This is a genomic window from Nocardia sp. BMG51109, assembly GCF_000526215.1.
Taxonomy (GTDB): Bacteria; Actinomycetota; Actinomycetes; order Mycobacteriales; family Mycobacteriaceae; genus Nocardia.
Genome location: NZ_JAFQ01000004.1, coordinates 7,966,598 through 7,985,941, shown reverse-complemented (window position 1 = coordinate 7,985,941; position 19,344 = coordinate 7,966,598). Strand labels below are relative to the sequence as shown.

At 69.9% G+C, this 19,344-nt stretch carries 20 protein-coding genes; 12 read left to right on the top strand and 8 right to left on the bottom strand.

Going from position 1 to position 19,344, the window contains the following annotated elements; translation table 11 throughout:
* Positions 1-16: 16 nt before the first annotated feature.
* From D892_RS0137645 to D892_RS0137635, 3 genes are all read right to left on the bottom strand, one after another.
* Positions 17-394: a hypothetical protein gene (locus D892_RS0137645; RefSeq protein ID WP_024806198.1), complete on the bottom strand. Its 378-nt coding sequence runs from the start codon at positions 392-394 to the stop codon at positions 17-19.
* Positions 395-660: 266 nt separating this feature from the next.
* Complete coding sequence (locus tag D892_RS0137640; protein WP_024806197.1) at positions 661-1,161, bottom strand: DUF3830 family protein; 501 nt, start codon at positions 1,159-1,161, stop codon at positions 661-663.
* An 11-nt stretch (positions 1,162-1,172) separates the two neighbouring features.
* Positions 1,173-2,414 carry an aspartate aminotransferase family protein gene (locus tag D892_RS0137635; RefSeq protein ID WP_024806196.1) on the bottom strand — a complete coding sequence of 414 codons (1,242 nt, stop codon included), beginning with the start codon at positions 2,412-2,414 and terminating at the stop codon, positions 1,173-1,175.
* Between the two features lie 284 nt (positions 2,415-2,698).
* Between D892_RS0137635 and D892_RS0137630 the strand changes: the two genes are divergently transcribed.
* Together D892_RS0137630 and D892_RS0137625 are read left to right on the top strand one after the other, a co-directional pair.
* Positions 2,699-4,120: an NAD-dependent succinate-semialdehyde dehydrogenase gene (locus D892_RS0137630; RefSeq protein WP_255360313.1), complete on the top strand. Its 1,422-nt coding sequence runs from the start codon at positions 2,699-2,701 to the stop codon at positions 4,118-4,120.
* Positions 4,121-4,304: 184 nt separating this feature from the next.
* Positions 4,305-5,366, top strand: coding sequence for a tartrate dehydrogenase (locus D892_RS0137625; RefSeq protein ID WP_024806194.1), 1,062 nt, complete (start codon positions 4,305-4,307; stop codon positions 5,364-5,366).
* Between the two features lie 43 nt (positions 5,367-5,409).
* Here D892_RS0137625 and D892_RS0137620 read toward each other — a convergent pair whose 3' ends face one another.
* The gene (locus tag D892_RS0137620) at positions 5,410-6,072 is read right to left on the bottom strand and encodes a metal-dependent transcriptional regulator (protein WP_051500073.1); all 663 of its coding nucleotides are present in this window, start codon (positions 6,070-6,072) and stop codon (positions 5,410-5,412) included.
* Between the two features lie 291 nt (positions 6,073-6,363).
* Here D892_RS0137620 and D892_RS0137615 point away from each other — a divergent pair, with 291 nt between their 5' ends.
* From D892_RS0137615 to D892_RS0137600, 4 genes are all read left to right on the top strand, one after another.
* Entirely contained in the window at positions 6,364-7,347 is a 984-nt protein-coding gene (locus tag D892_RS0137615) for a bifunctional riboflavin kinase/FAD synthetase (RefSeq protein WP_024806192.1), read from the top strand.
* A gap of 157 nt (positions 7,348-7,504) precedes the next feature.
* Positions 7,505-7,774, top strand: coding sequence for a 30S ribosomal protein S15 (gene rpsO / locus D892_RS0137610; RefSeq protein ID WP_024806191.1), 270 nt, complete (start codon positions 7,505-7,507; stop codon positions 7,772-7,774).
* Between the two features lie 344 nt (positions 7,775-8,118).
* Complete coding sequence (locus tag D892_RS0137605) at positions 8,119-10,407, top strand: polyribonucleotide nucleotidyltransferase (protein WP_024806190.1); 2,289 nt, start codon at positions 8,119-8,121, stop codon at positions 10,405-10,407.
* Positions 10,408-10,474: 67 nt separating this feature from the next.
* Positions 10,475-11,797, top strand: coding sequence for a pitrilysin family protein (locus tag D892_RS0137600; protein ID WP_051500072.1), 1,323 nt, complete (start codon positions 10,475-10,477; stop codon positions 11,795-11,797).
* A gap of 111 nt (positions 11,798-11,908) precedes the next feature.
* Here the strand turns inward: D892_RS0137600 and D892_RS0137595 are convergent, their stop codons facing one another.
* Positions 11,909-12,337: a hypothetical protein gene (locus D892_RS0137595; RefSeq protein ID WP_024806188.1), complete on the bottom strand. Its 429-nt coding sequence runs from the start codon at positions 12,335-12,337 to the stop codon at positions 11,909-11,911.
* A 12-nt stretch (positions 12,338-12,349) separates the two neighbouring features.
* Positions 12,350-12,679, bottom strand: a complete 330-nt coding sequence (locus D892_RS0137590; protein ID WP_024806187.1) for a helix-turn-helix transcriptional regulator — start codon at positions 12,677-12,679, stop codon at positions 12,350-12,352.
* 92 nt (positions 12,680-12,771) lie between these two features.
* On the opposite strand from D892_RS0137590, the gene D892_RS0137585 reads away from it, so the two are divergent.
* Complete coding sequence (locus D892_RS0137585) at positions 12,772-13,977, top strand: MFS transporter (RefSeq protein WP_051499358.1); 1,206 nt, start codon at positions 12,772-12,774, stop codon at positions 13,975-13,977.
* Between the two features lie 122 nt (positions 13,978-14,099).
* Positions 14,100-15,539, top strand: coding sequence for a pentapeptide repeat-containing protein (locus D892_RS0137580; protein WP_024806185.1), 1,440 nt, complete (start codon positions 14,100-14,102; stop codon positions 15,537-15,539).
* Between the two features lie 229 nt (positions 15,540-15,768).
* Here D892_RS0137580 and D892_RS0137575 read toward each other — a convergent pair whose 3' ends face one another.
* Both D892_RS0137575 and D892_RS0137570 read right to left on the bottom strand, forming a co-directional pair.
* Entirely contained in the window at positions 15,769-16,395 is a 627-nt protein-coding gene (locus D892_RS0137575; protein WP_024806184.1) for a hypothetical protein, read from the bottom strand.
* 68 nt (positions 16,396-16,463) lie between these two features.
* Positions 16,464-17,108: a class I SAM-dependent methyltransferase gene (locus tag D892_RS0137570; RefSeq protein ID WP_024806183.1), complete on the bottom strand. Its 645-nt coding sequence runs from the start codon at positions 17,106-17,108 to the stop codon at positions 16,464-16,466.
* A gap of 106 nt (positions 17,109-17,214) precedes the next feature.
* On the opposite strand from D892_RS0137570, the gene D892_RS0137565 reads away from it, so the two are divergent.
* The 4 genes from D892_RS0137565 to D892_RS0137550 all read left to right on the top strand — a co-directional run bounded on the left by D892_RS0137565 (position 17,215) and on the right by D892_RS0137550 (position 19,336).
* Positions 17,215-18,330: an alcohol dehydrogenase catalytic domain-containing protein gene (locus D892_RS0137565; protein WP_024806182.1), complete on the top strand. Its 1,116-nt coding sequence runs from the start codon at positions 17,215-17,217 to the stop codon at positions 18,328-18,330.
* A gap of 106 nt (positions 18,331-18,436) precedes the next feature.
* Positions 18,437-18,604, top strand: coding sequence for a hypothetical protein (locus D892_RS47370; protein ID WP_156959874.1), 168 nt, complete (start codon positions 18,437-18,439; stop codon positions 18,602-18,604).
* A gap of 16 nt (positions 18,605-18,620) precedes the next feature.
* Complete coding sequence (locus D892_RS0137555; RefSeq protein ID WP_024806181.1) at positions 18,621-18,914, top strand: type II toxin-antitoxin system prevent-host-death family antitoxin; 294 nt, start codon at positions 18,621-18,623, stop codon at positions 18,912-18,914.
* Entirely contained in the window at positions 18,911-19,336 is a 426-nt protein-coding gene (locus D892_RS0137550) for a type II toxin-antitoxin system VapC family toxin (RefSeq protein WP_024806180.1), read from the top strand. The genes D892_RS0137555 and D892_RS0137550 overlap by 4 nt, the downstream gene beginning before the upstream one ends.
* The last annotated feature ends 8 nt before the right edge of the window (positions 19,337-19,344 follow it).

The following is a 19,344-nucleotide window of genomic DNA, read 5'->3' as shown; positions in this document are numbered from 1 at the left end:
GAAATGTACGCGCGGCCTACGGCAGAGCGTTGGCGATCGTCACCTGGATGTCGCAGATCGTGTTCGGCAGCCAGTTGTAGGCCGCGGCCGACCCGCCTCCGAGCGGCAGCTCGGTGATGGTGCAGATTTGGCGGCCGCGCTTGTCGTACTGCGGGCAGTAGAAGTAGCCGTCGGCGCCGGAGCAGTGGGTGGAGAAGCCGTCGTAGACGGGATCTGCCGACGGTGTCGCCTCGGTTGCCGACGGCCCGTCGCCGGCGTCGAGGGCGGGGTCGGCGGCGGCGGAACCCGCGCCGAGTGCGAGTGCGGCGGCGGCCGCGATCGGGACGAGCGCGGCGGCGAGACGGATCCGATATCCGAATCCGGTGCTCGAGCGATCGAGAAATCCGGTGCGCATGGCGATTTCACCTTCCTGCCGAGCAACGCCCGGCGGACGAGTCGGCGATCATCGCCATCCGACATTATCGAATCGCGGAGCTCATGCGTGCCGGATCGGCCGAGGTTCACCGGTATTCGGCCGGGGTGGCCGTCGCACGGCGAGTCGGCGTGGGCGGGCTTCGTCACCGGTATTCGGGACGGTGCGGTCCGAAGGGTCCGGGCCGGTTCCACGACGATCGGCCGGGGCTGGTGGCCCCGGCCGATCTCTGCGTCGGCGGGGTACGCCTACTCGGAATCCCTTGCGAAGGCGAGGGATTCGCCCTCTACGCCGCGCAGCCACAGGTTGTTGCACGCCGTGGCGAGGTCGGGGAGGCCCTCTTCGATGGTGGCGAAGACGTTGCCGGGGACCCAGCCCTGGTCGCCGTTGATGAGCAGGTTGTTGCGGCCGTAGAAGAGGGCGAGATCCGTGGCGCCCTGGGCGTGGTGGGCGGCGGAGCCGGGTTCGTAGCCGTAGGCGGGGTTGCCGATCTCCCATGCCTCGAAGTCGAACAGGCAGACGTCGCCGGGAATCGGTGTGATGGTGGGGTTTTCGCGGTGCGGCGCCGCGGTGATGCGGGGCAGCAGGGTGTAGACCTCGTTGCGGGCGTACTTGGCGTGGAAGGCGTCGCCCTCCTGCGGCAGCGCGTCCCAGACCGCGGCGCAGGTGGCCGGGGCCTCGTCGTCGAGCAGCCGGGCGCGGCAGCGGACCCCGGCCTTGGTGAGGGTGATGGTGAGGTAGCGGGCCATCCGGATGCCTCCTAGATTTCGTCCAGCACGGCGGACCAGATGCCCAGGGCCTCGTCGACCTGGTCGGCGGTCACGATCAGCGGCGGGATCATCCGGACCACGTTGCTGTGCGCGCCGCAGGTCAGCAGCAGCAGGCCCTTCTCGTGCGCGAGGCGCTGCGCGGCCGACGCGGTCTCGGTGTCGGGTTCGCCTGCCGCCGTGGTGAACTCGGTGCCGACCATCAGGCCCAGGCCGCGCACGTCGCCGACGGCCTTGGTGGCGCGGGTGCGGGCGCCCGCCAGCAGCTGCCGCCCGCGTTCGGCGGAATTGTCCACCAGCCCTTCGGATTCGATGACGTCGATGGTGGCCAGCGCGGCGGCGCAGGCGACCGCGTTACCGCCGTAGGTGCCGCCCTGGGAGCCGGGCCACGCCTTGGCCATCAACTCGCGGGAGGCGGCGATGCCCGACAGCGGGAAGCCGCTGGCGAGGCCCTTGGCGATGGTGATGACGTCGGGGCGGAGGCCGAAGTGCTGGTGGCCGAAGAACTTTCCGGTGCGGCCGAAGCCGGTCTGGATCTCGTCCAGGACCAGCAGGATGCCGTGCCGGTCGGCGCGCTCGCGCAGGCCCTGGAAGAAGCGGGTGTTGCCGGGGATGTAGCCGCCCTCGCCGAGCACGGGCTCGACGACGAACGCGGCGGTCTCCGCCGGCGAGGTGAGGGTGGTGAGCAGGTAGTCCAGCTCGCGCAGCGCGAAGTCGGTGGCCTGCTCCTCGCTCCAGCCGTAGCGGAACGCGGTCGGGAACGGCGCGACGTGCACGCCGCCCATCAGCGGGCTGAATCCGGCGGAGAACCGGGTGCCGGAGGTGGTCATGGTGGCGGTGGCGACGGTGCGGCCGTGGAAACCGCCGTGGAACACGATCACATTCGGGCGCCCGGTGGCCTGGCGGACCAGCCGCAGCGACGCCTCGACCGCCTCGCTGCCGGAGTTGGAGAAGAACAGCGAATCCAGCCCCTCGGGCAGGACGTCGGCCAGCCGCTCGGTCAGCGCGAGCAGCGGCTTGTGCATGACGGTCGTGTACTGGCCGTGGATCAGGCTGCCGATCTGCTTCTGGGCGGCCTCGACCACGCGCGGATGGCAATGACCGGTACTGGTCACGCCGATCCCGGCGGTGAAGTCGAGATAGCGGCGGCCGTCGGTGGCATACAGGTAGCAGCCTTCGCCGTGGTCGACGGTGACCGGGGTGGCCTGCTTCAGGACCGGGGAGAGTGCCGTCATCGTGATCCGCCTTCCGGAGCGTGGGGAGAGGTCGCTCGACGCGTCGTCAGGAACGCGCCCGCGCGGATTGTCTATTGTCGGATTGTCGACAATATGAATAACATGGCGGGCAGGGCCACAGCAATAAGCTGTCCGTGGCGGGTACCGGCGGTCAGCGCTGGGCCATGACGAACCGACCGCCGGATCCGGCGGCAGAACAGGGTGAGGAGCAGGCGGTGACGCAGAGCGACACGATCCCGAGCCGGACCGACGCGGGCCCGGCCGAACGGGCCGCCGTCGACAGCGTGCCTACCGGGCTTTACATCGGTGGGCAGTGGCGCGCGGCGGCGAAGACCATGCCGGTCCTCGATCCGTCGACGGGGCAGGAGCTGTGCGCGGTCGCCGATGCCGGGCCCGGCGACGGGCTGGCCGCGCTGACGGCCGCCGCCGACGCGCAGGCCGCGTGGGCGCGCACCCCGGCGCGCGAGCGCAGCGAGATCCTGATGCGGGCGCATCGCCTGCTGATCGAGGACGCCGACCGGCTGGGCCTGATCGCCACCCTCGAGATGGGGAAGCCGCTGGCGGAGGCGCGTGGCGAGATCACCTATGCCGCGGAGTTCTTCCGCTGGTTCGCCGAGGAGGCCGTGCGCCTGGACGGCGGGTACATGCCCGCGCCCGGCGGCGGGTCCCGCTTCCTCGTGACGCGGCAGCCGGTGGGTCCGAGCCTGCTCATCACGCCGTGGAACTTCCCGATGGCCATGGGCACCCGCAAGATCGGGCCGGCGCTGGCCGCCGGCTGCACCTGCGTGGTCAAGCCCGCCGAGCAGACACCGCTGTGCACCCTCGCCCTGGCCGACATCCTGGAGCGGGCCGGCGTGCCGGCGGGCGTGGTCAACGTCGTCACCACGTCGGATCCGGGTGCGCTGATGACGCCGATGATCCTCGACGAGCGTTCCCGCAAGCTGTCGTTCACCGGATCCACGGCGGTCGGCAAGAAGCTCCTGGAACAGTGCGCGCAGACGGTCATGCGCACCTCGATGGAGCTGGGCGGCAACGCGCCGTTCATCGTGTTCGACGACGCCGACCTGGACGCCGCCGTCGACGGTGCGATGGCGGCCAAGATGCGCAACATCGGGCAGGCGTGCACGGCCGCCAACCGGATCTACGTGCAGCGCACCGTACTCGACGACTTCGCGGAACGGCTGACGAAGCGGATGGCGGCGCTGCCGCTGGGCCGCGGCACCGAGCCCGGCGTCGTGGTCGGCCCGCTGATCGATACCGACGCCGTGGCCAAGGTGACCGACCTGGTCGCCGACGCCCGCACTCGCGGAGCCAAGGTACTGCTCGGCGGAGAAACCCTCGACGGCCCCGGGAACTTCTATCCCGCAACGGTTCTGGTGGACGTGCCCGACGACGCCGACATGTGCCGCACCGAGATCTTCGGCCCCGTCGCCGCCATCACCGGGTTCGACACCGAGGACGAGGTCGTCGACCGCGCCAACGACACCCCCTACGGCCTGGTGAGCTACGTGTACACCGAAAGCCTCCGCCGCGGCCTGCGCGTCTGCGAGGCCCTCGACACCGGCATGGTCGGCCTCAACCAGGGCGTCGTCTCGAACCCGGCCGCCCCCTTCGGCGGCGTCAAGGAATCCGGGCTCGGCCGCGAGGGCGGACTCACGGGCATCGACGAGTTCCTGGAGACGAAGTACATCGGCGTACAGCTGTGAGGTCGTCGATGGACCACCGGCGTCGTACGGCGATGGTCGGCGGTCCGTCGGGCGGGAGCGAACGGGGCGCCCGCCGGAGCGGCGAGGCTGGGGCGGCCGGATGTTCGGCGGGGTTCAGGATGTCGTCCCGGCCGTTCGGGCAGGGCAGCGATAGTGATGACCGACTTGGATCGAGGGAGCACAGGTGAGCACTTACCGGATCGCGACCATTCCCGGCGACGGGATCGGGGTCGACGTGACCGCCGAGGCCGTGAAGGTGGTCGACGCGGTGTTGCCGGGGATCGAATGGACCGAATTCGACTGGTCCTGTGAGCAATACCTGCGCACCGGGCACATGATGCCGCCCGACGGGGCCGAGCAGCTGGCCGGATTCGACGCGATCCTGCTGGGCGCCGTGGGCTTTCCGGGGGTGCCCGACCACATCTCGCTGTGGGGCCTGCTGATTCCGCTGCGCCGCGCCTTCGGCCAGTACGTGAACCTGCGGCCGGTGCGGCTGCTGCCCGGCACCGAATCCGCGCTGCGCGACCGCACCGCCGAGGATCTGGACATCCTGATCGTGCGGGAGAACTCCGAGGGCGAATACTCCGAGATCGGCGGCATCCACAATCCCGGCCGTCCCGGGGAATTCGTGCTCCAGGAATCGGTGTTCACCCGCGCCGGCTGCGAGCGCATCATCCGCTACGCCTTCGACCGCGCCCGCGAACGCCGCCGCACGGTGTGCTCGGCCACCAAATCCAACGGCCTGATCCACTCGATGCCCTACTGGGACAGCGTCTTCGACCGCATCGCCGCCGAATACCCCGACGTCGAGACCCGGCAGATGCACGTCGACGCGCTCGCCGCCGAGATCGTGCTGCACCCCGACCGCCTCGACGTCATCGTCGGCTCGAACCTGTTCGGCGACATCCTCTCCGATCTCGCCGCCGCCGTTACCGGCGGCCTGGGCCTCGCGCCCTCCGGCAACATCAACCCGCACCGCGACGCCCCTTCCATGTTCGAGGCCGTACACGGCAGCGCCCCCGACATCGCGGGCCAGGGCATCGCCAACCCCGTCGCCCAGATCCTCGCCGCCGCGATGATGCTCGACCAACTGGGGGAGAGTGCGGCGGCAGCGGCTGTCGACCGCGCCGTGTGCGAGGTCCTCGCCGAAGCGGCCATCCGCACTCCCGACCTCGGCGGCACCAGTACGACCACCGAACTCGGGACCGCCATCGCCAAGCGCGCCACCGAACACGCGAACAGCTGAACCACCGCGGACTCTCGCCGCCGGTTCGCGCGGGCGGGCCGCGTCAGTGGGTCAGCCAGATGGCCTCGGCGGCCGGGCTGCCCAGGTCGATGGTGCGGTCGCCGACGCTGACGGCGATGGTGCCGGCGAAGTCGCGGCGCTCCACCACCGCGATGGGGGTGTCCAGGGCTATGCCGACCGAGTCGAAGTAGCGCAGCATGGCCGGGTCGAAATCGGAAATCCGTGCGACACGGCCGGATTCGCCGGCCTGGAAGCGGCTGAGCTGACGCGCGGGCGGGGTGGGGACCGCACCGTCGACCGACGGGATCGGATCGCCGTGCGGATCGCGATCCGGATGACCGAGCTTGGCGTCGATGCGCGTCATCAACGTCTCCGAGACCGCGTGCTCGAGCACCTCGGCCTCGTCGTGCACCTCGTCCCAGCCGTAACCGAGCTCGTTCACCAGGAACGTCTCGATCAGCCGGTGCCGCCGGACCATCGCCACGGCGGCGCGGCTGCCCTCCTCGGTCAGCGTGATCGCCCCGTAGCGGGCGTGCTCGACCAGGCCCTGATCGGCGAGCTTGCGCACCGCCTCCGACACCGTGGACGCCGACACCCCGATGCGCTCGGCCAGCAACTTCGTCGACACCTTCTCCTGTGACCACTCCTGCGTCGTCCAGATGACCTTCAGATAGTCCTGGGCGACGGAGGACAGCACGGGGGCCAGGTTGGCCTCGCCGGCCGCGGTATCGGCCGGTTCGGCACCGGATTCCGGTGTCGCGGAGGTATCGACCAGCTCGCGGCGGGTGGCGATGTCTCGTTTTCCGGGCACGTTTTCGAGCTTAGCCGTGACAACGGTCTCTCCGGCGGAAGCAACCCGACCGACCGGGTCGCCGGGTCTCGGCCGGGACACGCGGGTGACGCCGGTGTGACGAACCGCCGATGCGCGCCCCACGCCGCTGTGAACAACCGCACCGCCGAATGCTGTCCGTGATCCGGCTTGCGTAGGCTTCCGGGTGTGCTGAGATGGCGAAGTCTCGAGGAGATGCCCCCGGACTGGGGCCGCTGTGTACTCACGATCGGCGTCTTCGACGGTGTACACCGCGGGCATGCCCAATTGATCAGCCGCGCCGTGAAATCCGCCGCGGTGCGCGGCGTGCCGTCGGTGCTGATGACCTTCGATCCGCATCCGATGGAGGTGGTCCGGCCCGGTTCGCACCCCGCGCAGCTGACCACCCTGACCCGGCGCGCCGACCTGGTCGAGGAACTGGGCATCGACGTGTTCTGCGTGATGCCGTTCACCCAGGACTTCATGAAGCTGACCCCGGGCCGCTACGTGCACGATCTGCTGGTGGAGAAGCTGCACGTCACCGAGGTGGTGATCGGCGACAACTTCACCTTCGGCAAGAAGGCCACCGGCCACGTGGACACCATGCGCGACCTGGGCGGCCGCTTCGGTTTCGAGGTCGATGCGGTGAAGCTGGTCGGCGAGCACGCGGTCACCTTCTCCTCCACCTACATTCGCTCCTGCGTCGACGCCGGGGACATGGCCGCGGCCGCCGACGCGCTGGGCCGCCCGCACCGGGTCGAGGGCGTGGTCGTGCACGGCGACGGCCGCGGCCGGGAACTGGGCTTCCCGACCGCGAACGTGGCGCCGCCGATGCACGCGGCCATCCCGGCCGACGGCGTGTACGCGGGCTGGTTCACGGTGCTGACCCCCGGCAGTACGGTGGGCACCACGCTGCCCGGCAAGCGGGCGATGGCCGCCATCTCGGTCGGCACCAACCCCACCTTCTCCGGCCGCACCCGCTCCGTCGAGGCGTACGTGCTCGACACCGACGTCGATCTGTACGGCCAGCACGTGGCCGTCGACTTCGTCGAGCACCTGCGCGGGATGCAGAGGTTCGACTCGATCGACGAGCTGGTCACCGCCATCGGCCTGGATGTGGAGCAGACCCGCGAGGTGCTCACCGCCGCCGACCGCAGGGCCGACGACAAGTAGAGACAAGTAGCGGATCCTCGCGCGGAGGGACCCGATTCGGCCGGTTGCCGGTCCTCGGGTAGGCTGGCCAGTCGGGTTTGCTGCGGTCCGCGGCGGCCCCCGCCCGGGTTCGTCCCGGTTCCATCGAGCGCGGACTGAAACAACAGGGAGTGAATTCGTGGCGCTGACCACCGAGCAGAAGAAGACGATCCTCACCGAGTACGGGGTCCACGAGAAGGACACCGGCTCGCCGGAGGCGCAGATCGCGCTGCTGACCAAGCGCATCTCGGATATCACCGAGCACCTCAGGCAGCACAAGCACGATCACCACACGCGGCACGGCCTGATGCAGCTCATCGGCCGCCGCAAGCGCCTGTCGAAGTACCTGCAGGAGAAGGACATCGAGCGCTACCGTGCGCTGATCGAGCGGCTCGGACTGCGTCGCTGAAAGTAGCGACACGCACGATCTGCAAGCCAGTTGGCAAGACGGCCGACGGGGAGGCTTAGAATCTCCCCGTCGGCTAGTCGTGTATGCGGACCGAGTGGCCGCAGGCACGGCACGACACAGCCGTACGCACCCGCCTCGTGGCGTCGGTCTTCGGTAGTGGCTTTTCGTCCGGACTCGTTCCGCCGGAGGGCTTCGATCGATGACCGCCTCCGCGTCGCCGTTTCCAAGGGGAACCGGCCGGGTGTGCGCGTGGATGATGCGCGCCCGAACCGGGTACGGCAGACGACAGCCGGATCGCGCAGCCCTGCGCTGGATCCGGCGAGACGAGAGGTTGAGAAGAGAGAATGTCCGAAACAGTGACCAGTTCCGCCGTCGAGGTCGAGCCCGGCGTGTTCGAGTCGGTCGCCCTGATCGATAACGGCAGCTACGGCACCCGCACCGTCCGGTTCGAGACCGGTCGCCTGGCCAAGCAGGCCGCCGGCTCCGTCGTCGCCTACCTGGACGAGGAGACCATGCTGCTGTCGGCCACCACCGCCGGCAAGCATCCCAAGGACCAGTTCGATTTCTTCCCGCTGACGGTGGACGTCGAGGAGCGCATGTACGCCGCGGGCCGCATCCCGGGCTCGTTCTTCCGGCGCGAGGGCCGGCCGTCCACCGACGCCATCCTGACCTGCCGCCTGATCGACCGCCCGCTGCGCCCGTCGTTCGTCGACGGCCTGCGCAACGAGATCCAGGTCGTGGTCACGGTCATGAGCCTGGATCCGAACGATCTGTACGACGTGGTCGCGATCAATGCCGCGTCGGCGTCCACGCAGATCTCGGGCCTGCCGTTCTCCGGGCCCGTGGGCGGCGTGCGCGTCGCACTCATCGAGGGCCAGTGGGTGGCGTTCCCGACCGTCGAGCAGCTCGAGAACGCGGTGTTCGACATGGTCGTGGCCGGTCGCGTGGTCGAGTCCGGTGACGTCGCGATCATGATGGTCGAGGCCGAGGCCACCGAGAACGTGCTCGCGCTGGTCGAGGGCGGCGCGCAGGCGCCCACCGAGGGCGTGGTCGCGGAGGGCCTGGAGGCCGCCAAGCCGTTCATCGCCCGGCTGTGCCGCGCGCAGCAGGATCTCGCGCAGCTGGCGGCGAAGCCGACCGAGGAGTTCCCGCTGTTCCCGCCCTACGAGCAGGACGTGTTCGAGGCGGTCGAGGGCACCGCGAAGCGTCCGCTGTCGGAGGCGCTGTCGATCGCGGGCAAGCAGGAGCGCGACGACAAGATCGACGAGATCAAGCTGGAGGTGCTGTCGAGCCTCGCCGAGGACTTCGCCGGGCGCGAGAAGGAGATCGGCGCGGCGTTCCGCTCGGTCACCAAGAAGCTTGTGCGTCAGCGCATCCTGTCCGACGGTTTCCGCATCGACGGCCGCGGCCTGGCGGATATCCGCGCGCTGTCGGCCGAGGTCGCGGTGGTGCCGCGGGCGCACGGCTCGGCGCTGTTCGAGCGCGGCGAGACCCAGATCCTGGGTGTCACCACCCTCGACATGGTGAAGATGGCGCAGCAGGTCGACTCGCTCGGCCCGGAGACCTCCAAGCGCTACATGCACCACTACAACTTCCCGCCGTTCTCCACCGGTGAGACCGGCCGCGTCGGTTCGCCGAAGCGGCGCGAGATCGGCCACGGCGCCCTCGCCGAGCGCGCCCTGATCCCGGTGCTGCCCTCGCAGGACGACTTCCCGTACGCCATCCGGCAGGTGTCGGAGGCGCTGGGCTCCAACGGTTCCACCTCGATGGGTTCGGTGTGTGCCTCCACGCTGGCGCTGCTGAATGCCGGTGTGCCGCTGAAGTCTCCGGTCGCCGGTATCGCGATGGGCCTGGTGTCCGACGCGATCACCAACGACCAGGGCCAGGAGGAGGTCCGCTACGTCGCGCTGACCGACATCCTCGGCGCCGAGGATGCCTTCGGCGACATGGACTTCAAGGTCGCCGGTACTCGCGATCTGGTCACCGCGCTGCAGCTGGACACCAAGCTGGACGGCATCCCCTCCAAGGTTCTCGCGGGCGCCCTCAACCAGGCCCGCGACGCGCGCCTGACCATCCTGGACGTGATGGCCGAGGCCATCAACACCCCCGACGAGATGAGCCCGTACGCACCGCGGGTCACCGCGATCAAGATCCCGGTCGACAAGATCGGCGAGGTGATCGGGCCCAAGGGCAAGATGATCAACCAGATCACCGAGGACACCGGCGCCAACATCTCCATCGAGGACGACGGCACCGTCTTCGTCGGCGCCACCGACGGCCCGTCGGCGCAGGCGGCGATCGACGCCATCAACGCCATCGCCAACCCGCAGATGCCCAAGGTGGGCGAGCGCTTCCTCGGCACGGTCGTCAAGACGACCGCCTTCGGCGCGTTCGTCTCGCTGCTGCCGGGTCGCGACGGCCTGGTGCACATCTCGAAGCTGGGTAACGGCAAGCGGGTCGGCAAGGTCGAGGACGTGGTGAACGTCGGCGACAAGATCCGCGTCGAGATCGCCGACATCGACAACCGGGGCAAGATCTCGCTGGTTCCGGTCGACGAAGAAGACGCAGCAGATACATCCGCTCCGGCTCCCACATCCGACGACACTGCTGCGGTGGAGGCCGGTGTCGAGTAATCATTTCGGTGTGACGAAGAAGAAGACAGCGCCCCCCTCGCTTGTGACAGAGCAGGGGGGTTCTTCTCTGCGACTCGCCCCGGCGGATCTTCCGCTCGCCGATGCCGGCGTGCGGCGCACCGTGCTACCCGGCGGGCTGCGGGTCGTGACCGAACACGTGCCGGGTGTGCGGTCGGCGTCGGTCGGCGTGTGGGTCGGTGTCGGTTCGCGCGACGAGGGCCCGACGGTGGCCGGTGCGGCGCACTTTCTCGAGCATCTGCTGTTCAAGCAGACCCCGACCCGGTCCGCGCTGGCCATCGCCCAGGCCATGGACGCGGTCGGGGGCGAGCTGAACGCGTTCACCGCGAAGGAACAGACCTGCTACTACGCGCACGTGCTGGACGAGGACCTGCCGCTGGCGGTGGATCTGGTGTCGGATGTGGTGCTCAACGGGCTGTGCCGGGCCGAGGACGTGAGCGTGGAGCGCCAGGTGGTGCTCGAGGAGATCTCGATGCGCGACGACGATCCCGAGGACATGGTCGGCGACGCCTTCCTCACCGCGCTGTTCGGCGATCATCCGATCGGGCGGCCGGTGATCGGCACGGTGGAATCGGTCGAGGGGATGACCGCGGCGCAGCTGCGCGGCTTCCATCTGCGCCGGTACCGTCCGGACCGGATGGTCGTCGCGGTGGCGGGCAATGTCGAACACGAGCACACGGTGGAGCTGATCCACCGCGCCTTCGCCGGCCGGCTGGACCCGGCGCGGGATCCGGCGCCGCGGCGCGAGGGGCATTTCCGGATGCGGACGCCGCCGCGGCTGCACCGCATCTACCGCGACAGCGAGCAGGCGCATCTGGTGTTCGGGGTGCGGGCGTTCGGGCGGCACGAGGGCGAGCGGCGCTGGCCGCTGTCGGTGCTGAACACGGTGCTCGGCGGCGGCCTGAGTTCCCGGCTGTTCCAGCGCATCCGGGAGGAGCGCGGCCTGGCCTACGCGGTGTACTCCAGCGTCGACACCTTCGCCGACACCGGCGCGTTCTCGGTGTATCTGGGCTGCCAGCCCGAAAACCTCGGACAGGTCGCGGGTTTGGCGCGCGGCGTGCTGGAAGAGGTTGCGGCGGGCGGCATCACCGACGCCGAATGCGCGCGGGCGAAGGGGTCGCTGCGCGGCGGGCTGGTGCTGGGCCTGGAGGATTCCGGCTCGCGGATGAACCGCATCGGCCGCAGCGAACTCAGCTACGGCAATCACCGCAGCGTATCGGACACCCTGGCGCGCATCGACGCGGTCACCACCGAGGAGGTCTCGGCCGTCGCGCGCAGGTTGCTGGCGCGGCCGATGGCGGTGTCGGTGGCGGGCCCGTATCGCCGGACCAGGGATCTGCCGTCGGCGGTGCGGCGGATGGTGGGCGACTGAGCGGTCGGCGAGCGCCGCGCCCGCGTGGAACCGGGCGCGGCGCCGGCCGATCACCCACCGGCCGTGGCGAATCCGCGTCCCGCGCGCCGGACCGACGGGTTGTGGCTCCGCTCAGGTCGGCGCCGGCGGGGTGGCTTCCGTGGATCCGGTTGCGGGGATGGGGGTTTCGTGGACCGACAGCCAGGAGTAGAGCTGGCCGTCGGTGCGCAGGACGGCGGTGACGCGGCGGCGGGTCACCGTGTCCCCGAGGTGATTCTCGGCCACGAACCGGGCGACGACGAGCCTCGGTGCGCGGACGATCTCCTCGACGTCGGTGATCTCGATCGACAGGCCGGGCTGCGCGTTGCCGGCCGACCACAGGCCGGCCAGCAGGGTGTCGCGGTCCACGGCGTCACCGGTGGTCACCACCGAGGAGAAATCGTCGGCCAGGGCGTTGGCGAAGCGGTCGAAGACCTTGGGGGGTGCGGCCGATCCCAGCCATTCGGCCAGGTCCGAGTGCAGTTCGACGACGACGTCGGTCAGTTCGGAGAGCGGTGACATCGGCCGGTGGTGTCAGTGCTCCGGCTCGGCCCGATTGGCCGCGCCCACAATGGCATTCAGCAGGCCGGGGAGTTCCCGCTCGACCTCGTCGGCCCGCAGCCGGGCGTAGGTGTGGCCGTCCTCGACGATCTTCTCGGTGAGCCCGGCCTGGCGCAGCGTCTTGAGGTGGTGGGTCGCGGTCGACTTGTTGATCGTGTCGTAGAGCAGCCCGCAACGGACCGCGGTGCCGGCATTGGCGAGCCGGCGCACCATCTCGAGGCGCACCGGATCGTGCAGCGCGTCGAGCACGGCCTGCACCGAGCCGACCGGATGCGCCTCCACGACTCGTTTGGTGTCGGTCATGATCTTCCTCACGGACGGTTTGATAGAAATCAAACCGAGGTTACGGTTGTTGAGTTCGATCGCAATCAAACCTACCCGATGGAGAGGGAACGATGGCAGCGACCGTGGCTGTTTCCCCGATCGAGCGCAGGACGCAACCCTGGGCTTACGCGTTGATCCTCGTGGCCAGCGGCGTCGCGCTCGGCGTGTCCGGCGCGCCGGCCCCGCTGTACGGCCTGTACCAGCAGCAATGGCATTTCTCGTCGCTGACCACGACCCTCGTGTTCGCGGTGTACGCGGTGGCCGCGCTGGGCGCGGTCCTGGTGTCCGGGAAGATCTCGGACGTGGTCGGCCGCAAGCCGGTGCTGCTCGGCGCGTTCGCCACGATGGTCGCCGGGCTGGTGGTGTTCCTGCTGGCCGACAACGTCGCGATGCTGCTGCTGGCCCGCGCGCTGCACGGCATCGCGGTCGGCGCGACCGTGGTGTCCGGCGCGGCCGCGCTGCTGGATCTGCGGCCCCGCAACGGCGCGCGGTCCGGGCAGCTGACGGGTGTGGCGTTCAATTTCGGTATGGCCGTGGCGATTCTGGGCTCGGCCCTGCTGGCGCAGTATGTGCCGCACCCGCTGCGCACGCCCTACGTGGTGATCACGATCCTGTGCCTGCTCATCGCGGGCGGCGTGGTGGCGATGCGGGAGACCCACACCAAGCGCGTCGCCGGCCCGATCCGGATCGCCAGACCGGCCGTGCCGCAGGAGATTCGCGCCGATTTCTGGTTCTCCGCGCTGGGGGTGATGGCGGCCTGGTCGGTGCTGGGCGTGCTGCTGTCGCTGTATCCGACGCTGGCGTCCGAGCAGACCGGGGTGCACAACCTGGTGTTCGGCGGGGCGGTGGTCGCCTCCACCGCGACCGCGGGCGCGCTGGCGCAGCTGTTCGCCACCCGTATTCCGGCCCGGTACGCGGCGATCGGCGGTGACACCGGCATGGCCGTCGCGCTGTTGCTGACGATTCCGGCGCTGGCCACCCACAGCTGGGTCGTGGTGCTGGTGGCGGGCGTGCTGCTCGGCGGCACCTTCGGCCTCGGCTTCGGCGGGTCGCTGCGGCATCTGGCCGACGTTGTGCCGCAACACAAGCGGGGCGAGACCATGTCGGCGTACTACCTGCTCGCCTACACGGCGATGGCGTTGCCGACGATTCTGGCGGGCTGGGCGGCGACCACCTGGGGGATGGGGACGGTGTTCCCGTGGTTCGTGTCGGTGGTCGCGCTGGCGTGCCTGGTGGCGGCGGGAATCGGGGTGCGGGGCGGCCGGGTGCGCGCCTGACGGTTCGCCGGTAGGTCGCGGCGTATTTGCCAAATCCGTCCACGCGGTGGCGAAAGCGGTGATGGGACAACGGAACTCCAGGTGGCCATGCGTTACCGCTGCTAACCGGATAACATTCGGCTATGCGTCATCGGGGGTGGTTCGGCGAACGGCTGAGCCGCAGGGTACAGCGGTCGGCGCTGCTGCTGTCGGTGGTGGCCGCGGTACTCGGTGGTCTGGCCGTCGCCGCGCTCACCTGGTGGTTGCTGTGGTGGCTGCTGGGTGCCAAGTCGGAGACGCCGAATCAGGTCGATCTCACGAAGATTGCCCTGTCGGTGACGGCCGGCATCGGCGGGGCCGTGGCCCTGGTCGTCGCGTATCGGCGGCAACGTGATTCCGAGCGGGCCCGGTTCGCGGAACTGTTCGGGGCGGCCGCGCGACAGCTCGGCGATGCCGACGTGGCGGTGCGGATCGCCGGGGTGTACGCGATGGCCGGTGTCGCGGACGAGTTCCGGGCCCCGGCGCGGCGGCAGCAGTGCATCGATGTGCTCTGCGGATATCTGCGGCTGCCGTATGAGCCGGACGCGGGTTCGAACCATCTCGTCTCGCGCATCGAGGAGGCGGCCTCGCAGCCGAAGGTCGAGCTGCACTACCAGTTTCGGCAGAACGATCGCGAGGTGCGGCGCGCCATCGTCGACGTGATCGTCGCGCATCTGCGCCCGTCGGCGGAGGTCTCGTGGTCGGACCGGGATTTCGACTTCGCCGACGCCGTGCTCGAGGACGCGGATTTCCGGTACGCGGTATTCGCCGGGGAACGCGCCTATTTCGCGCGATCGGTGTTCACCGGATCGCGCGCCACCACGTTCGAGTTCGCGAAGTTCGCCGCGCGCTACGTGTCGTTTCGCAAGGCGGTGTTCCGGGGCCGGGCCGCGTACTTCCGGCAGGTCGAATTCGCCCCGCGTGCCGGCGGCGGCAGTGAAGAACGCGGGACGGGCACGACATTCGAAGAGTCCCTGTTCGAGTCGCCGGTCTACTTCGACGATGCCACGTTCGGCGGTCGCAGTACGCGATTCACGAGCGCCACCTTCTCCGGCGGGAAGACCGGCTTCGCCGGCGTTCGCTTCGATGCCGAAACGACCGCCTTCGACGCTGTCACCTTCGACGGCGCCGGGGTCGGCTTCGACAACACGGACTTCGCCGGTACCCGAATCTCGTTCGCCGGTGCGCGGTTCTATTCCGCCCGCACCACCTTCGACGGCGCGAAACTGGGCGGTAAGCCGCGCTGGCGCCGGACCGGCACCGAGACGGTCGATTTCACCGGTGCCGAGTTCCACGGCACGGTCTCCTTCACCGGCGCCCGTTTCGAGGGCGCCGGCACCGACTTCTCGTCCGGCGACTTCTTCGGCGACATCTCCTTCCGTCGAACGAAATTCGCCGCCCGCGAAACCCGTTTCGACAATCCCCGGGCCTGGGTGGGCGTGGCCGTGGACTGGGACGAGGACCCCCTCCGCAGACCGGCCCACCTCTCCCCGCAGGCATGGCCCCCGATTCCGGCGGAACCACCGCCGGTGCCGACGGATTGACTCGCGGCCGGGCGCTCGCGAGTAGGCGGCGAGCGGCGGCGGGATCCTGGGGCTACCCGGACGGCGCCTGCACGAGGACCTCGCTGGTGAATCCCGTGACGAGTTCGGAATTCGGGCCGAACGCCACAGCGCGTGGTGCCGCGGGGGCCACACACAGTCGGTGAATGCGGTGGCGTGCACGGCAATCGAGGACCGCCCGGTCACGATCACCAGCAGCCCGGACGACACCTCAGGGTGCGGCCGAACGCCGTCCGGTGGTCGGTTGCCTGGAAGCGCGCGGCGTCGATGGCGAGTAGTTGGCGGCGCACACCCGGGGAAGATGCCGGTGGTCTGCCGCCGAGGACCGGTAGATGGATCGGATCAGGCGCCCGGATTCGGTGCCGGCGGCGTGCAGCGCGGCGAGCAGCGCGGTCGGTTCGGCGTGGACCAGGTAGTCGACGTCGGTGATCAGGTCATCGATGGCGCCGGCCGCCGCGGCGTGGGTGGCCGCGTGGGCGAGGCTGTAGGGATGAGCACGGGCCCAGTCGCGGCGGCCGTCGGCGGCAGCGGGGACCCGTGATCGCAGCACGTGCAGGAAGTCGGCATGGATGCGGGCGGGGTCGGTGTCCGTGCGCAGGTGTTCGGCGAGAGCGTGGTGGTAGAGCCGGTAGGCCGAGCGCCCGGCCTCGCCTTCGGCCGGAACCGTTGTCCATCGGAGGGCACCCGTAGGCGATCGGCGTCGCCGCCTGTCCCGAGCCGAATGCGGCGCCGGACGAGAGGATCCGCCCGCCCGCGGACCGTCGGGGTGACCTTCCTGTCCCTCCCCGCCCACGTGGCCGAAGTCATGGTGCACCGTACCGGTGCGGCCGCGCCACATCCCGGCGGTCGATCAGGCGTCGACGACCGCTGCGCGGGCCGTCGGCGGCGCGCGCGGTCGGGCCGGTGTCAGTGCTTGTGTCCCACGGTGATCACGTCGGGAATCAACCAGCGCGGGAGCGGCCGGATGATCGGGCGCTGCTCGTGGACCTCGAATCCCGCCTCGCGCACCATGTTTCGCACCTCAGTGGGGGACGGCGCGTGGTAGGGGCTGCGGATGTCGCGGGTGATCCGCCGGAACCCGCGCGCCAAGGGGCCGGTCGGGTTCATGGTGGAGACGGCGAGCAGGCCGCCCGGGGCGAGTACGCGGGCGAACTCGGTGAGCGCGGCGGGCTGATCGAAGAAATGGAACGCGCTGGTGGTGACCACCGCGTCGAGGGTCTCGTCGCCGAACGGCAGGCGTTCGGCGGGTGCCTGGAGCCAGGTCGCGCGGGTCGAGCGGGCGCGTGCCTGCGCCAGCATGCCGGGGGAGGCGTCGATCCCGAACACCCGATCCGGTGTCAGCTCGCGTTCGATACGGGTGGTGAGAATGCCGGTGCCGCAACCGATGTCGGCAATCCGGCGGGACTCGGCCGCGCGTAGCTCGGCGATCACCTGGTCCTGCGGCGCGCGGTAGATCGCGTGCTGTAGCAGGGGGCTGTCGTAGCCGCGGGCGATCAGGCCGAAGGAGTCGGTGATGAAGCGGTTGAGCCCGCGGGTCGGGGATGTCGTCATGGCTCGCCTCGTCGGAGGGTCGGTTCAGCGGAGATTATGCCCCGGTCGGCCGCGCGGCGCGACGGTCCGGATCCGTGCCGCGCGGGCAGGCGGTAGCGTCGGGTGAATGAGGATTCGTGGTGCTGTCCTGGAGCGAATCGGTGATCCGGCGCCGTACGCCGAGTCCGGGCCGCTGGCCGTCGACGAGCTGGATCTCGGCGAACCAGGCGCCGGGGAGTTGCTCGTGCGGATCGAGGCGGCCGGTCTGTGCCACTCGGACCTGTCGGTCGTCGACGGGAACCGGGTGCGGCCGGTGCCGATGTTGCTCGGGCACGAGGCGGCCGGGCGCGTGGAGCGGGTCGGTCCCGGCGGCAGCGACATCGCGGTCGGGCAGCGGATCGCGATGACCTTCCTGCCGCGCTGCGGCGACTGCGCGGGCTGCGCCACCGACGGCCGCACCCCGTGCGTGCCGGGCAGCGCCGCCAACAACGCCGGGGAACTGCTCGGCGGCGGGCGGCGGCTGTCGCGGGGCGGCGACGCGGTACACCATCACCTCGGCGTCTCCGGCTTCGCCACGCACGCGGTGGTGGACCGGCGCTCGGTGGTGCCCGTCGACGACGACGTGCCGCCCGAGGTGGCGGCCGTGCTGGGCTGCGCGGTGCTGACCGGCGGTGGGGCGCTGCTGAATTCGGCGCGGCCGGGCGCGGGTGATCGCATCATGGTCGTCGGCCTGGGCGGCGTGGGCATGGCAGCGGTGCTGGTGGCGGCGTCGCTGCGCAAGGAACTCGGCAGTGCGGTGATCGCCGTCGACACGCTGCCCGAAAAGCTCTCGCTGGCAACCGAACTCGGTGCCGATCAGACCTACACACCGGCGCAGGTCGCGGAGCGGGGGATCCTGGCCGACGTCGTGGTCGAGGCCGCCGGCAACGTCCGGGCGTTCGAGACCGCCGTATCGGCCACCGGTCCCGGTGGCACCACCGTGACCGTCGGCCTGCCCAATCCCGAAGCGCGGGCGAGTATTTCCCCTCTCGGCCTGGTGGCGCAGGGGCGTTCCATCGTCGGCAGCTACCTCGGCTCGGCCGTACCCGGCCGCGACATTCCGGAATACCTCCGGATGTGGCGCGAGGGCCGGTTGCCGGTCGAGCGCCTGGTGTCCTCGCGCATCCGGCTCGACGACATCAACGGTGCCATGGACGAACTGGCGGCGGGGCACGGGCTGCGCCAGGTCATCGTGTTCGACTGAGCGGGTCTGCCCACCGGCCGGTTACCCCGCCCGCACACAACCGGTGACCTGGTGTATTGCCAATTCTGACTACTTTGACTAGATTGGTCATCGGGAGGTGGTGCCGGTGACCGGAGATCCGGAGGTCGAGCGGGGGAATCATCGGCCGGGCAATCTGGCCGAGTTCTTCGCCGAATCGCCGCTTCGAGGTTCGGGGCTGGTGATCGAGCGCGAGCGCACTGTGTCCTGCAATCGAGACTATTTCGACGACCTGGATGACCTGGACGAGCAGTGAGCGATTCGAGCGTGTGATGGCGGAAAAGTCAGCCGACAGTGACGAGCAGCCGGGCCGAATGGATATCGCGTGGCCGTTGGCGGAGGCCAAGGCTCGGCTGTCCGAGCTGATCGACACGGTGGAAAGGGAGGGGCCACAAGTGATCAGCAAGCATGGGCGGGAGGTCGCCGTCGTCGTCGCGGTGGACGAGTGGCGGCGGAAGGCGCATCGGAAGGGGAATCTCGCCGAGTTCTTCGCCGAATCGCCGTTGCGGGGTGCCGATCTGGAGATCGAGCGCGCCGATGTCCGCCTGCGGGATATCGAGCTGTGAGGAACTATCTGCTCGATACGGTAGCGGTTTCCGAGTGGATGAAGGCCCGGCCCGACGCGGGCCTCGAGCGGTGGCAGGCGTCCGCAGACGAGGACAGACTCCATCTCAGCGTGATGACCCTTGCGGAGATCCGCAAGGGTGTCGAGCTGATGACGGAGTCGCGGCGTCGGAATCGGTTGACCGAGTGGTTGACCGGCCCGCTCGTCGATCGGTTCTCGGGGCGCGTCCTCCCGGTCGATACCGCCGTAGCCGACGCATGGGGACGCCTGGTGGCACGGGCGCGATCGAACGGAACCTCCGTGGCGGATGTCGACGCGCTGATCGCGGCGACAGCAAAGGTGCACAACCTGACGGTCGTGACGCGCAACGTCAGGCACTTCGAGCCGATGGGGGTGCCGGTGGTCGATCCGTGGGGCCAGTAGGCTCACCG

What these genes read in the sequence shown, in the direction of transcription:
- D892_RS0137570 (WP_024806183.1), bottom strand. Translation starts at nt 17,108, where the DNA reads ATGACGACATCCCCGACCCGCGGGCTCAACCGCTTCATCACCGACTCC.
- D892_RS0137565 (WP_024806182.1), top strand. Translation starts at nt 17,215, where the DNA reads ATGAGGATTCGTGGTGCTGTCCTGGAGCGAATCGGTGATCCGGCGCCG.
- D892_RS0137580 (WP_024806185.1), top strand. Translation starts at nt 14,100, where the DNA reads ATGCGTCATCGGGGGTGGTTCGGCGAACGGCTGAGCCGCAGGGTACAG.
- D892_RS0137575 (WP_024806184.1), bottom strand. Translation starts at nt 16,395, where the DNA reads ATGTGGCGCGGCCGCACCGGTACGGTGCACCATGACTTCGGCCACGTG.
- D892_RS0137595 (WP_024806188.1), bottom strand. Translation starts at nt 12,337, where the DNA reads ATGTCACCGCTCTCCGAACTGACCGACGTCGTCGTCGAACTGCACTCG.
- D892_RS0137645 (WP_024806198.1), bottom strand. Translation starts at nt 394, where the DNA reads ATGCGCACCGGATTTCTCGATCGCTCGAGCACCGGATTCGGATATCGG.
- D892_RS0137635 (WP_024806196.1), bottom strand. Translation starts at nt 2,414, where the DNA reads ATGACGGCACTCTCCCCGGTCCTGAAGCAGGCCACCCCGGTCACCGTC.
- D892_RS0137555 (WP_024806181.1), top strand. Translation starts at nt 18,621, where the DNA reads ATGGCGGAAAAGTCAGCCGACAGTGACGAGCAGCCGGGCCGAATGGAT.
- D892_RS0137605 (WP_024806190.1), top strand. Translation starts at nt 8,119, where the DNA reads ATGTCCGAAACAGTGACCAGTTCCGCCGTCGAGGTCGAGCCCGGCGTG.
- D892_RS0137640 (WP_024806197.1), bottom strand. Translation starts at nt 1,161, where the DNA reads ATGGCCCGCTACCTCACCATCACCCTCACCAAGGCCGGGGTCCGCTGC.
- D892_RS0137585 (WP_051499358.1), top strand. Translation starts at nt 12,772, where the DNA reads ATGGCAGCGACCGTGGCTGTTTCCCCGATCGAGCGCAGGACGCAACCC.
- D892_RS0137590 (WP_024806187.1), bottom strand. Translation starts at nt 12,679, where the DNA reads ATGACCGACACCAAACGAGTCGTGGAGGCGCATCCGGTCGGCTCGGTG.